General features: G+C 30.1%; 15 protein-coding genes. 7 read left to right on the top strand and 8 right to left on the bottom strand.

The genetic code is table 11. From position 1 onward, the window contains the following. The first annotated feature begins 67 nt into the window (after nt 1–67). Entirely contained in the window at nt 68–1,177 is a 1,110-nt protein-coding gene (locus AEBR_RS06950) for an MFS transporter (protein ID WP_323807954.1), read from the top strand. 23 nt (nt 1,178–1,200) lie between these two features. Here AEBR_RS06950 and AEBR_RS06945 read toward each other — a convergent pair whose 3' ends face one another. Genes AEBR_RS06945 through AEBR_RS06915 form a run of 7 tightly spaced genes read right to left on the bottom strand, consistent with a single transcriptional unit; the run spans nt 1,201 to nt 6,615 of the window. Then, complete coding sequence (locus AEBR_RS06945; RefSeq protein ID WP_129088244.1) at nt 1,201–2,232, bottom strand: oxidoreductase; 1,032 nt, start codon at nt 2,230–2,232, stop codon at nt 1,201–1,203. 10 nt (nt 2,233–2,242) lie between these two features. Next, complete coding sequence (locus tag AEBR_RS06940) at nt 2,243–2,878, bottom strand: NAD(P)H-dependent oxidoreductase (protein ID WP_129088243.1); 636 nt, start codon at nt 2,876–2,878, stop codon at nt 2,243–2,245. A gap of 15 nt (nt 2,879–2,893) precedes the next feature. After that, the gene (locus tag AEBR_RS06935; RefSeq protein WP_129088242.1) at nt 2,894–4,027 is read right to left on the bottom strand and encodes an iron-containing alcohol dehydrogenase; all 1,134 of its coding nucleotides are present in this window, start codon (nt 4,025–4,027) and stop codon (nt 2,894–2,896) included. A 12-nt stretch (nt 4,028–4,039) separates the two neighbouring features. Continuing rightward, nucleotides 4,040–4,336: a putative quinol monooxygenase gene (locus AEBR_RS06930; protein ID WP_129088241.1), complete on the bottom strand. Its 297-nt coding sequence runs from the start codon at nt 4,334–4,336 to the stop codon at nt 4,040–4,042. A gap of 17 nt (nt 4,337–4,353) precedes the next feature. Next, complete coding sequence (locus AEBR_RS06925) at nt 4,354–5,103, bottom strand: nitroreductase family protein (protein ID WP_129088240.1); 750 nt, start codon at nt 5,101–5,103, stop codon at nt 4,354–4,356. A 16-nt stretch (nt 5,104–5,119) separates the two neighbouring features. Next, the gene (locus AEBR_RS06920) at nt 5,120–5,698 is read right to left on the bottom strand and encodes an NAD(P)H-dependent oxidoreductase (protein ID WP_129088239.1); all 579 of its coding nucleotides are present in this window, start codon (nt 5,696–5,698) and stop codon (nt 5,120–5,122) included. Next, the gene (locus tag AEBR_RS06915) at nt 5,698–6,615 is read right to left on the bottom strand and encodes a DMT family transporter (protein WP_228712210.1); all 918 of its coding nucleotides are present in this window, start codon (nt 6,613–6,615) and stop codon (nt 5,698–5,700) included. Before AEBR_RS06915 ends, AEBR_RS06920 begins: the two co-directional genes overlap by 1 nt. Nucleotides 6,616–6,748: 133 nt before the next feature. Here AEBR_RS06915 and AEBR_RS06910 point away from each other — a divergent pair, with 133 nt between their 5' ends. The 3 genes from AEBR_RS06910 (at nt 6,749) to AEBR_RS06900 (ending at nt 8,844) form a co-directional block, all read left to right on the top strand. Further along, nucleotides 6,749–7,141 (top strand): winged helix-turn-helix transcriptional regulator, encoded by a 393-nt coding sequence (locus tag AEBR_RS06910; protein ID WP_128982843.1) that lies wholly within the window; start codon nt 6,749–6,751, stop codon nt 7,139–7,141. After that, nucleotides 7,141–8,040 (top strand): AEC family transporter, encoded by a 900-nt coding sequence (locus AEBR_RS06905; RefSeq protein WP_129088238.1) that lies wholly within the window; start codon nt 7,141–7,143, stop codon nt 8,038–8,040. The genes AEBR_RS06910 and AEBR_RS06905 overlap by 1 nt, the downstream gene beginning before the upstream one ends. A 66-nt stretch (nt 8,041–8,106) precedes the next feature. Further along, the gene (locus tag AEBR_RS06900; RefSeq protein WP_129088237.1) at nt 8,107–8,844 is read left to right on the top strand and encodes a DsbC family protein; all 738 of its coding nucleotides are present in this window, start codon (nt 8,107–8,109) and stop codon (nt 8,842–8,844) included. A 13-nt stretch (nt 8,845–8,857) separates the two neighbouring features. On the opposite strand, the gene AEBR_RS06895 is transcribed toward AEBR_RS06900, so the two are convergent. Then, a complete protein-coding gene (locus AEBR_RS06895) occupies nt 8,858–9,697 on the bottom strand; it encodes an aldo/keto reductase family protein (RefSeq protein WP_228712209.1) in 840 nt (279 codons plus the stop codon). 221 nt (nt 9,698–9,918) lie between these two features. Between AEBR_RS06895 and AEBR_RS06890 the strand changes: the two genes are divergently transcribed. Genes AEBR_RS06890 through AEBR_RS06880 form a run of 3 tightly spaced genes read left to right on the top strand, consistent with a single transcriptional unit; the run spans nt 9,919 to nt 13,143 of the window. After that, nucleotides 9,919–11,169 carry a DUF455 domain-containing protein gene (locus tag AEBR_RS06890; protein ID WP_129088236.1) on the top strand — a complete coding sequence of 417 codons (1,251 nt, stop codon included), beginning with the start codon at nt 9,919–9,921 and terminating at the stop codon, nt 11,167–11,169. An 8-nt stretch (nt 11,170–11,177) separates the two neighbouring features. Then, a complete protein-coding gene (locus AEBR_RS06885) occupies nt 11,178–12,305 on the top strand; it encodes an acyl-CoA dehydrogenase family protein (protein WP_129088235.1) in 1,128 nt (375 codons plus the stop codon). Between the two features lie 10 nt (nt 12,306–12,315). Continuing rightward, on the top strand, nt 12,316–13,143 hold the full coding sequence (locus AEBR_RS06880) for a phosphate/phosphite/phosphonate ABC transporter substrate-binding protein (protein ID WP_129088234.1): 828 nt from the start codon (nt 12,316–12,318) through the stop codon (nt 13,141–13,143). Nucleotides 13,144–13,162: the final 19 nt, after the last annotated feature.

Below are 13,162 nucleotides of genomic sequence, written 5' to 3'. Positions count from 1 at the left end.
TCAAAGATATATTTATGTAATTAATTAAGGATTTAAAATAAAAAGAAGTGCTATTTTAACACTACTTTTGCTTTCAATGACTACACTCATGTCAAATGTTGCAATAGTAACAACTCTACCAAGGCTACAAAACTATTTTAATAGTGTTGAAAATATTGAATTTTACTCTAGACTTATAGTTACACTACCCTCTTTTACAATTGCAATTTTTGCACCCTTCATAGGTCTTATAATCTCAAAAATTGGTAAAAAAAAATCTGCATTATTTGCACTTACTCTTTTTGCATTAACAGGAAGTGCTGGACTCTACTTAGATAAAATTGAATATTTTTTAATTTCAAGAGCTCTATTTGGTATTGCAGTAGCAACACTTATGATTGTTACAACTTCATTGGTAGGTGACTATTTTGATGAAGAACAAAGACATAAATTTATGGGCTATCAAAGTGCCTTTATGGCAATTGGTGGAGTATTTTTTGTTTTTGGTGGAGGTTTTTTATCAGATATTAGTTGGAGGCTTCCTTTTGGAATCTATCTAATTGGATTTTTACTTCTTCCAATGGCACTATTTTTTCTATATGAAGTTCCAAAAAGTGTAGAGACAAATGAAAACAAAAATATAAACTATTTTCCTAAAAAACTCTTTTTTATATATTTCTTGGCATTTTTTTATATGCTTATTTTCTTTGTATTACCTACACAAATGCCTTTTTTACTAATTGATCACTTTGGAGCAAGTGGAAAAATGGCAGGCTCAATAATTGCTTTGGCATTCCTTTCAAATGCAGTTGGTGCAATAACTTTTACAAAACTAAAAAAAAGATTCACTTTTCCTGCAATTTACATTTTGGGGTTAACTATAGTTGCTTTTGGGTTTACAGGTGTTGGATTAGTAAATGATATTCATCTTTTTTATATAACAGCATCAATTTTAGGTTTTGGTGGAGGAGTTATGATGACTAATATGGTCTCATGGATGTTAAGTTTCACAACCTATGAATTAAGAGTAAAAGCTTCAGGATATATGACTGGTTCACTCTTTTTAGGGCAGTTTTTCTCTCCAATAGCTTTCCATCCACTTCTTGCTTTTGTTGGTGTTCAAAACTTTTTTGAAATAGTGGGTTCTCTTTTATTTATTATTATTGGATTAACTCTATTTATAAAAAGATTCTTCTAAAAGAAAAATTAAGATTAAAAAATTTATAGATAAGCTCTTACATATGAGTTATCTATCAATTCCATTTTGTTTATCTCTTTTGCTGCACTAAAAAGCAAATTTGGATTTCTAAGAAGCTCTCTTCCATAAGCAACAAAATCACAAACACCCTCTTCAAGTAAGATTTCACCTTGTTTTACAGTTGTAATAAGTCCAACTGCAATAACAACAATAGAGATATTTTCTTTTATTTTTTTTGCATAATCACACTGATATAAAGGTGTTAGTTTTGGCATCAAATCTGGCTCTTTTTGATTTCCTCCTGCTGATACATGAATTGCATCAACTCCAATTTTTTCAAGCTCTTTGCTTAAATAAATTGAATCATTTAAATCCCAACCTTTGCTTTTCCACTCTGTTGCTGAAATTCTTACAATTAAAGGTAATTCAATATTCTCTTTTATAAGTTTTGCAATCTCTAAAGTTAACCTACATCTATTTTCTAAACTTCCTCCATAGATATCACTTCTTTTGTTTGTTAAAGGGGATAAAAACTCACAAAGAAGATATCCATGCGCACCATGAAGTTCTAAAATATCGTATCCAGCCTCTTTAGCTCTTTTTGCAGAAGCCAAAAATTTAAACTTTATCTCTTCTATCTCTTCTAAACTAAGCTCTTTTGGCATTTTAAAAGGCTCTTTTGAATCAAATGCAATTGAGCTTGGAGCCACAGGAGTTGAATCTGTAGCCAAACTTTTTCTTCCTGCATGGGCTAATTGAATTGCCATTTTTGAACCAAAATTATGACAAGAATCCACAAGTTTTTTGTGTTCAACTATTTGAAAATCATCCCAAAGTCCCAAATCATTATTAGAGATTCTTCCTTTTGGTTCAACAGCAGTTGCTTCAACTATTATAAGACCTACATTAGCAATGGCTCTACTTGTATAGTGAATATAATGAAACTCTTTTAAAGTAGCACTATCATCACTTTTATACATACACATTGGAGGCATTACAACTCTATTTTTAAGTTCACATGTTCCAATTTTGCCACTGCTAAATAGTCTACTCATAATAATTCCTTTATTTAATAAACTCTACAACTTCATCAAATGGTCTTCTCATTTGTGTTGATTGAGGATTAATTCTGTATCCAAAAGGTAGTACCAATGAAAGTTGATATTTGCTTGTATCAAGTTCCAATACTTTCTCAACATTATCTTTATCATATCCTTCAATTGGACAAGAATCTATTCCTTTTGTAGCAGCAGCTGTCATCATATTTGCAGCAGCTAAATATGTTTGTCTAGCGCCCCAAGCAAGAACAGTTCTATCACTATCTAATACACCTGTTACTGTTAAATGATTTTTATAAAGCTCTACATAAGCATCAATTTTATCCTGAGGTAATTCTCTTCTTGAAAATCTTTTTGCTGGAGTACCGCTTGTAGGTTTTAAATCTTCAATACTTGAAAGAATAATAACTAAATGAGAACAAGTTGTAATTTGTGGTTGATCCCAACAAAATGGTCTTAATTTTGCTTTTAACTCTTCATTAGTAATAACTAAAAACTTCCATCCCTCTTGTCCAAAAGAGCTTGGAGATTTTCTTCCTACTTCTAATATAAACTTCATCTGTTCATCTGAAATCTTTTTTGTATCATCAAAAACTTTACAAGCATGTCTAAAATCCATTGCTTCCATAAATGTTTTATCCATATTTATCCTTTTTTATTAAATTGATTTATCTAAAATTTGTCCTACTACAGTAGAATCAATTGTCCCTTTTTCACCAAAATGAGTAAAGCCATGTTTTATTAAAAGATTAATTACTTTTTCTTTAATATCTTTATCTTCTGTATAAGAAGAGATTTTTAAATCTACTCCCAATGTTTTATAGATATTCTCTATTGTATTTATTACATTATCAACAGTATTGTTTTCTAACTTAAATACATTCTCTCCCATTTGCAACAGTTTCTCACTCTTTTGTTCTTTTAAAACTCTTAAAAGATTTGGTTGTATAATAGCTAGAGTTCTAGCATGATCTATTCCATAAAGTCCACTTAATTCATGTCCTATATAGTGGGTTGCCCAATCTTGAGGAACTCCAAGACCAATAAGTCCATTTAATGCTTGATTTGCAAGCCACATAAGATTTGCATACCATAAATCATCTCTATTATCAAAACTTAAAGCCAACTCAACTAATGCTCTTAAAATTCCTTCAGCATAATAGTCTTGTGCCAAAAGTCCATGTTTGTATGTCAAGTATTGTTCACAAGTATGTACAAAAGAGTCTATAACTCCATTTGCTAATTGTCTTTGGCTTAAACTTTTTAAAACATCTGGATCCATAATTGCAAATTTTGGATAAGAAAAAGCAGAGTGAAAAAATCTCTTCTCTTTTGTCTGTTTTTTTGTAATTACAGCCCCTGTATTTGATTCACTTCCAGTTGCAGCTAATGTTAAAACAGCGCCAAGTTCCAATGCTCTTGTTGGAGTATGTTTTCCTTCTAAAATATCCCAACCTTCTCCTTCATAAAAGAAAGCATTTGCAATATATTTAGAACCATCAATAACAGAACCACCACCAACTGCTAAAATAAAATCAACTTGATTTTCTCTTGCAAAAACTACAGCTTTATTAAGGGTTTCAACTGTTGGATTTGGCTCAACGCCACCAAACTCAAACCAAACAAAAGAAGATAGTGCCTTTGAAACTTGTTCATATACACCATTACTTTTAATACTTCCTCCACCATAAACAACTAAAACTCTTTTTGTTTTTGAAATTAATGATGAAATTTCCGATATTTTTCCCTGACCAAATTCAATAAGTGTTGGATTTTGATATCTAAAATTCATATAAATCCTTTTTTAAAGAGCAATCTCTTCTAATTTTTCTACACTCATATCCACGATTTTTCCATCAATAAAATGTGTAAATTCTTGGAAATGTTCCTTTTGAGTATGAAGTTTTAATGCCTCTTCATTTTCCCAAATTTCAATAAATGTATAACTATTTTCTCTACTTATATCTTTATGCAACTTATATGAGATACAACCTTTGTCATTCTCATTTGTCATTTTATGTAATCTAACTAATGCTTCATAAACTAAAGTTAAAAACTCTTCTTTTATAGTTAAATTTGCAATAACAACTATATTATTCATATATTTTCCTCTTAAAATTAATCAATAAATTCAAAACCTTGTTTTTTATAACTTTCCGAAATTTTAGGACAATATAATTTTTTATAATAAGAAGCTGTTCTCTCACAGTATGAAGGGAAAAACTCCATATTATTCTCTTTTCTATATTGTTTCATGGTTTGTTCATACTCTAACACACTTTTCTTTATTTCTTCATCATTATACTCATCCTCAAAAGCGAAACCTTTTAGTGGAATTTTTGGTTTTAGTGGTACATCCTTTGCTTTTTGTGTTGCAACACCAATTGTAGTACCAACAATAGGAAAGGTTTTTGTTGGAAGATTTAAAAGTTTTATAAATGCCTCGGGATCTCTTCTAACTGCACCGATTGCCGTTGTTCCATAACCAAGAGATTCTGCTACAATTTGAATAGCATTTAACATAATTCCAGCATCAACTGCTCCAACCAATATTCCCTCTGCATGACTATGGATAACTTGTTTTTCATTCACTTGTTCCAAAGCAAATGCTGTTCGGTTAAAATCAACTACTATTGTAATAAAAACATCACACTCTTCTATATGTTGTTGATTATTGCAAAGTTTTGCAATCTCTTTTATTTTCTCTTTATCTCTTGTATAAACAAGTGATATTTGTTGTCCATTTATAGAACTAGGACATCTTTGAGCTGTTTTTAGAATAAGTTCTAAATCATCATCCTCTACACTTTCACCTGTAAACTCTCTAATTGATTTTCTAGAACTTAATTGTTTAATTATCTCATTCATAATTACTCCTAAAGAATTATTTAAAGTTTTTTTCTAGTGTAACATCTAATCTTTTTAATTCTGCTTCTAAATCCATATTGCCTTTGAAAATATCATGTACAGAATAAGTTTCTAATGGCTCTAATCCACAAAATTGGAATATTTTATGTACTGCAATATTTGCTTCATCTAAAGATAATCCATCAAAAAAACCATCTTTGTTATTAAACTCGCTAGTTGGGCAGTTATATGTTAGGGATAACATATATTTTCCTTTTAGAAGTCCACCACTTCCGTACGTTTTTGAAGCATCACTTCTACTTCTACCGTCACTTGCATAATGTTTTCCTTGAGTCAAAACTTCATCAAAATATTTTTTTGCAAGCCAAGGCATACTCATCCAATATACTGGATATTGAAACAGTAAATAATCAGCCCACTCAAGTTTTTCTATCTCTTCACTTTTTTCATAACCTTTTTCAATATGAGTATATTTAACCTCAAAACCATTTTTATCAAAAAAATCTTTAGCTCTATTGATAATTGCTTCAGTCAATTCACCTTTTGCAACCACATCATAATATTGATGTCCATTTATAATTAAAATTTTTTTCATTAAATATCTCCTTGAATAATTTTTGCTCTTCTTAATCTTCTTTTTGTATTAAAAAGAATAACTGCCACAAAAGACAACATACATCCTACAATGGTTGATAACATAATATGTTCACCATAAAAGAACCAACTAGAAACAATTGCACCAACAGGAACAATAAACATAAAAACACCTGCTTGATGTGCTCCTAAATGACTAGCAGATATAAAAAACAGTGCTGTACTAAAAGTTCCTGCTAAAAGACCTATAAACATAATATTCCACCAAAAGACAGAATCAAAACTTGCCAAAGCAAAAGGGTGATAAGGGAGTGCAAAAATCATATTAGTTACTGCTGTTATTCCAAATACAACAAAAGTATAAAACATTGGATCTACTCCTCTTTTCCCTGCTTTTTGTGCAAAAATTGTTACAACAGACCAAACAAGGGCACAAGCTAAAAAATATGAGCTATTTATATTTAAAAAGCCAAGTCCTTCAAAAGGAATTTTTAGAAGAATAAAGGTACCAAAAATTCCAATTAGAAGTGCAATTATCTGTCTATTTGAAACTTCTGTTTTCATAATTACAATTGATAATATATAAGTTATTATAGGAGAGATTGCCGTAACAATTGTACCTCCATATCCTGCTTGTCCGTGAGACAACCCTGCAAAAAACAGATAATTGAAAAAAGAGATAAGAAGTCCTGCTAATATCATATATATTAAGCCTATTTTATCTGCTTTTAGAGGGGTCTTCATATACCAAATAATAGGTATAACACTTAAAAAAGAGATTGCATATCTCCAAAATGCTGCCACTTCGGCATTAGAGTGTTCAGCTGTTGCCTTTCCTGAGGTCCAAGCAAATCCCCAAAAAAGCATTGCAACAATCATCCCAATAAAATATTTAGTTTTGTTTTCTGTGTTAGTCAATAATAATCCTTGAATTTTGGGATATGCTTTGGAATTATAAATAAAGTAAACTTAAATTACCCTTACTTTACTTTTGGTAAGTAAGGTAGTTTTATTATATTTATGATATAATTATGTTCGAAAAGGATTTATCATGTATTATATAAACGATAAAGAGTATAAATGTTCAGTTGCAGTAACCCTTGATATTTTTAATGATAGATGGAAATTATCAATTATTTGGCAATTACTTGCAGGGGAAAAAAGATTTAAAGAGTTGCACGAAGCAATTTCAGAAATTACTCAAAAAACTTTAACAATAAAACTTAAAGAGTTAGAAGAGAAAAATATTATAAATAGAGAAGTTTTTCCAGAAGTACCACCGAAGGTTGTTTATTCATTGACAAATGCAGGGGAAAATTTAAAACCTGTATTAAAAGAGATGTATAAATGGGGAATATCCTATGTTGACGAACATGGAGAGATAACCGATGAAAAATCATGTTGTGAATTAAATATATCTAAAAAAGCAGGCTTTAATTCTTAATGGAAAATTTAATATTAATTTTATTATGTATCTCATTTGGATACCTTATTAGCAAACTAAAGGTATTTTCAAAAGATGCAGCAACTACACTAAACCAATTTGCAATATATATATCTTTACCTTCAATAATTCTTTTGCAAATACCAAAATTAAACTTTACTATGGAAGCTATAATTCCTATAATAATTGCTTGGGTTGTAATGACAATTTCAGCAGTTTTAGTACTTTTTTCATCAAAATATTTTAACTTTAGCAAAGAAGTAACGGGAGCTTTAATGCTTGTTGCAGTGTTAACAAACTCATCATTTTTAGGAATTCCAATAATTAGTACATATTTAGGGGATAGCTCTTTGCCTTATATTCTTATATATGACCAGTTTGGTACTTTTATTGCTTTTTCTATTTATGGAACTTTTATTGCTTCATTTTATGCCAATAAAAAAGAGATTAGTTTAAAATTGATTTTTTATAAAATAATAACCTTCCCTCCTTTTATGGCTTTAATTGCAGGTTTACTTCTAATGGGTACAGAGTTTAATAAAATTACAACAGATATTTTAAAGATATTTGCAAATACAACAATTCCTGTTACTTTAGTTGCTGTTGGTTTACAACTGCAATTTAAACTTCCAAAAGAGGATATAAAACCTTTTAGTGTTGCATTAGTTATTAAACTCTTTATTGCACCACTAATTGCAATTGTTATTTGTGAAATTTTCTCTTGGAATAATGAAGCAGCAATGGTATCTATTTTAGAAGCTGGGATGTCACCTATGATAACAGCAGGGGCAATTGCAGCAATGGTTGGACTTGCTCCAAGACTTAGTTCTGCTATTGTAGGTTATGGAATATTAATCTCCCTTCTAAGTAGTTTTATTTTACATAAGATAATAATATAGTGTAAACTTCACGTTTTCTAAACATTAACATTGTATTATTGTATAAATTTTTAAATAGGAATAGAAATGATTAAACTATTAAAGGCAATTTTTATTGCAATCTCTATTTGTAGTATTGCTTATGCTAATACACCTCTTAGCAAAGAACAGTTAAATGAACTTAGTTCATTAAAGCTTTTTAAAGAGGCACAAATTGATGTTGTAAGAGGTTTTGATGCTGGTGATGTCTATCTTTTAAATATAAATGTTAGAGGTCAAGCACATAAAATTTATTTAACAAAAAGTAAAAAATATCTAATTCAAGGGGAGATGGTTGATACTGATTCTGGTATGCCTCTTATGATTCCTGATTTACCTGTAGATTTAAAACCAACACTTGGTAAAGAGGTATTTACATTTGGTAAAGGAAAAGAGGAACTTGTTCTGTTTACTGATCCTGAGTGTCCATTTTGTAAAAAATTTGAATCATATTTTCATCAAATAGAAGATAAAGTTAAAATGAGAGTTTTCTTCTACCCTCTTCCAATGCATACAAATGCTAAAGATATCTCTTTATATATAATGAGTAAAAAAGGTTATGATGAGCAAGTAAAAGCAATGACAACTACAACAGCTAATACTCCTGCTTTTAAAAATAGAAAATATAAAGATGGAGAGCTTGAAAAACTAGAAAAACATTTAGATGAGCAAATGGCTATTGCAGAGCAATTAGGCGTTAGAGGAACTCCAACACTATTTGATAAAAATGGTCTAAAAGTATCTTGGGCTGCACTTCTAGAAAAATATGGTATTGAGTTAAAATAGATTGTTTTACAATCTATTTTAACAACACTTCCAACCACTCTATCTCATTTTTTGTTAACTCAAAACTATTAATTTTCATATCTTCTCTCATATGTTCAGTATTTGTTGTTCCATTTAAAGGAACTATACCTATATGATTTAAAAATCTATAAAAAATTGTTGCTTGATTAACTCTATATTTCTCTGATAAATCAAAAACCAAAGAGCTATCAACAATTGTTTGGTTTGCAGTTAGTGTCCAGAATCCTTGGTATACTATACTTTTCTCTTTACACCATTTTCTTATCTCTTTATCGTATCCTGTTTGAGAATAGAATCTATTTTGAACAATAGAGGGTTTTATCTCACTTTTTTCATATAAGTAGATTAAAACATCCAAATCATAACAGTTACAAATTCCAATTTGCCCCACCTCTTTATTTTTTACCAAACCACTCATAACATCCCAAACTTCCAATAATCTTTTTGAAGGGAAAACAGGAGAATGTAAAAGATAAGAATCAATATATTTTGTTCTTAAGTTCTCTTTTGATCTTTTAAAAGATTTCTCTATTTGAGTAACAACACTATCTCTTTCCAAATAGGGCATATTTGTTTTATCTTGTCCCTCAATTGGTGTGTATTTAGTTTGAAGAAACAAACTCTCTCTTTTGATTCCACTTCTATAAGCGTCCTCTAATCCTTTTCCCACTAAATCTTCATGATAATGTTTAGGTTGTCCTGCTGTATCAATTGCTCTAAAACCTTCTAAAATAGCTTGTTTAACTAAAAAAGAAGTACTATACTTTTTCCAAGCTGTACCATAAATTATATTTGGGATTTCTATATTTCTATTTGAAATAAAATGTCGCATATTTTTTTACTCTAAATTTTTTCATAATTATAATCAATGTAGATTAAAACAATATTTATTAAATAAATGTAATTACAAAAAAGGTTAATTTTTATTTACCAATAAATTTTAAATTAATTATTTGTTTGGTAAACTTTTTCTTATAAGATCTCAGGTAGAGATTTTAATATAATTAATTAATTGATTATATTACAAAAATAAACCACAATTTGGAGAATTCATTGAATAATCTAAATCATAGCATATCAATCTTCACAGGAAATATTCCCCCTTCAAAAGAGTTATTTCTAAAACTTGAGAATGCATTTTTAGTTGCCAATAAAGGTGAAATTATCGAAATTATTTCACAAAAAAGTAATATTGAAATTGAACTTAGAGGATGGGCAAGACTTAGAGGGCATGAATATTTAGGAAGAACCTCTTTAAAAGAACAATTTTCATACAAAATAAAAAAACTTAGTAAAAATAGTTTTACAGGCAAAGCCTCTTGGAATAAAAAAATGAATGGGATTGACTCTTCAAATCCAAAAATGAAGGATTTGGAATTAAGTGATACAATTCTTTCAAAAGCTCCAGAGGACAATGGTCTTTTAACAAGAGGAATAGTAACACAAGAGGGAACACCTTTTTATGATTTTGAACTCTCACATAAGGAACTTGTTTGGTCAGAACCAGTTTCTATTCTTTATGAAGAGGGAAAAAATCTACAATGGAATGCAACAACAGATATTCCTTGGAATGAGATTCCAAACTTAGACCCTGTACTAGAGAGAGCGGTTTGTCAAATTATGACTTATTTGGTTGAAAACGAGTTTTCAGCTTTATATATTCCTGGAAAATTTATTAGCAAAATAAATCCATATTATATGGAAATTCCACTATTTTTGTCATCACTTATGAATGATGAAGCAAGACATATTGAAGTGTTTACAAAAAGAGCAAATGCAAATGGTGGAGGATTTCAATACTCAAGTGAAATAACCCAAAGATCACTTTACTCTTTGTTTAAAGAGGATGATTATATAAAAAGTTCATTTTTACTTCATGTTATGGGAGAAGGAACTTTTGTAGATTTACTTGGCTTTTTGGAAAAATATATGCCTGATGATGCCACTAAAAAAATCATTCGACTTGCAAAAAGAGATGAAATGAGACATGTTGCTTATGGAATTGAGCATGTAAAATCTGCCATACAACAAAATCCATCTAGAATAAATGCACTAAAAAACACTGCCTTTAAAAGAAAAGAGTTTATGGATGAAGTAAGCAGTGAATCTTCTATGCTCTTGGAGTCTTTAGCTATACTTGCAGGTGGAGGAGATAATCCAATTGCTTATAAAAGAGGTTTTGATTTAGTAGAAGAGTTAAAAGAGAAGATGAATCAAAATAGAATAAAAAGATTGATTGATATAGGTATGGATGAGGATTTGGCAAATGAAGTCTCACAAGTACACACACCAAATTTTATGTAGGAAAGAAAATGAGTAGTATTTATAATAAAATGTTAGAGTTCGCAAAAACAAATGTTGCACCATATACACAAAATGTTGATATTGATGCAAAATTCCCAGTTGATAGCTTTGAAGCTATTAAAAAAGAGAAAATTACAGGTCTTATTGTTCCAAAAGAGTTTGGAGGAATGGGGCTTGGATTAGAAGAACATACGCAAACAGTATTAGCTTTTGCAAGTAGTTGTGCTACAACTGGTTTATGTTATATGATGCACAATGTTGCAACTATGTGTATTGTTGCTTATGGAAGTGATGAGATGAAAAAAGAGTTTCTTCCTAAAATTGCACAAGGTGAACTTCTTTTAGCTTTGGCTTTTAGTGAAACAGGAACTGGTACTCACTTTTATAATCCAGAGATCTCAGTTAAAAAAGCTGGAGAGAAACTATTTATGAATGGTAGAAAAAGTTTTGTAACTTCTGCTTTATATGCTGATTTTTATTTGGTTTTATCAAATAGCTTTGATGCGCAAGGACTAGATAACTGGATTATTGCAAAAGATTTAAATGGAATTACTTTCCAAGAGAATAACTGGGATGGTTTAGGTATGAGAGGAAATGCTTCAATGCCTATGGTTTTTGAAGATGTTAATGTGGATGTTAAATATAGAATTGGTGCTGCTGGATCAGGTGCTGAGCAGGTATTTAATGTTGTTGCACCATTCTTTGTAATAGGACTTAGTGCAGTTTATAGTGGAGTTGCTTTAAATGCTTGCAATACTATTATTGAATATAGTATGAATAGAAAATATAGTGATGATAGTGCTTTATGTACTATTCCAACTGTGCAAAACCATTTGGCTGATATTTATACTAAAGCAACTGCTGCTAAACATTTTACACTAGCAGCTGCAAAAAGTGGAGCAAATGGTGATGCAGATGCTTTAGCTCAAATTATCTCTGCAAGATTAAATGCTTCAGAAGCTGCTGTTGCAGTTTGTAGTAAAGCTATGAAAATTGGTGGTGGTACAGCTTATGCAAAAAGAATTATTATTGAAAGACTTTTAAGAGACTCTTATGCAGCACAAGTTATGGCACCAAGTACTGATGTATTATCTATTTGGCTTGGAAAAGCTCTAACAAATCAACCAATTTTATAAAGGACTTAATATGCAAAAAACACTTATGCTAGGAGCTGTTGCTTATGATCCAAAGGTAATTCCTATTTGGGATATTATTAGAGATTATTTCAATGATAGAGGCTTTAGACTTGATTATGTACTTTTCTCAAACTATGAGGCACAAATTGAGTATCTATTATCAGGTAAAATAGATGTAGCATGGAATACAAATGTTGCTTGGGTTAGATCTTATGAATTAAGTAAAGGGAAAGTAAAAGCCTTACTTATGAGAGATACAGATATTGATTTTAAATCAGTATTTATTACAAAAGCATCAAGTGGGATTAAATCTGTTGAAGATCTAAAAGGGAAAAGATTTGGTTTAGGAAGTGGAGATTCTGCACAAGCTGCCATTTTACCTATTAAATATCTTCAAAATGAGTCTAATTGTTTTGATGAGATAAATCTTGTTAGATATAACTCTGATATGGGAAAACATGGAGATACAGGTAGAAGTGAATTTGATATTTTAGATGCAATAAAAAATAATGAGATTGATGCAGGTGCAATTGGTATAACAACTTGGATTAGAGCTTTGGAAGATGGACTTTTCCCAAGTGGAGTGATTGAGTCATTTTATGTAAGTGAAGGTTATTGCCATTGTAATTTTACTGTTTTAGATAGTTTAGATGAAAAAATACAAGAAGCATTTACTCAAATGATGTTATCTCAAGATCCAAATGATCCAATTATTAAAAAAATGATGCAAATGGAAGGTCTTAATAAATGGGTGGTTACAACAAACAAAGAGCTTGAAGGTTATGAGGTTTTAACTCAAGCTATGAAAGAGCAAGATTTGATGAAAAATAACCAGTAGGAGATCTCCTACTGGTTAT

Source organism: Halarcobacter ebronensis (assembly GCF_013201825.1).
Lineage (GTDB): Bacteria > Campylobacterota > Campylobacteria > Campylobacterales > Arcobacteraceae > Halarcobacter > Halarcobacter ebronensis.
Note: the sequence above shows the minus strand (reverse complement) of the source record. Positions and strands in the feature narration are given on the sequence as shown.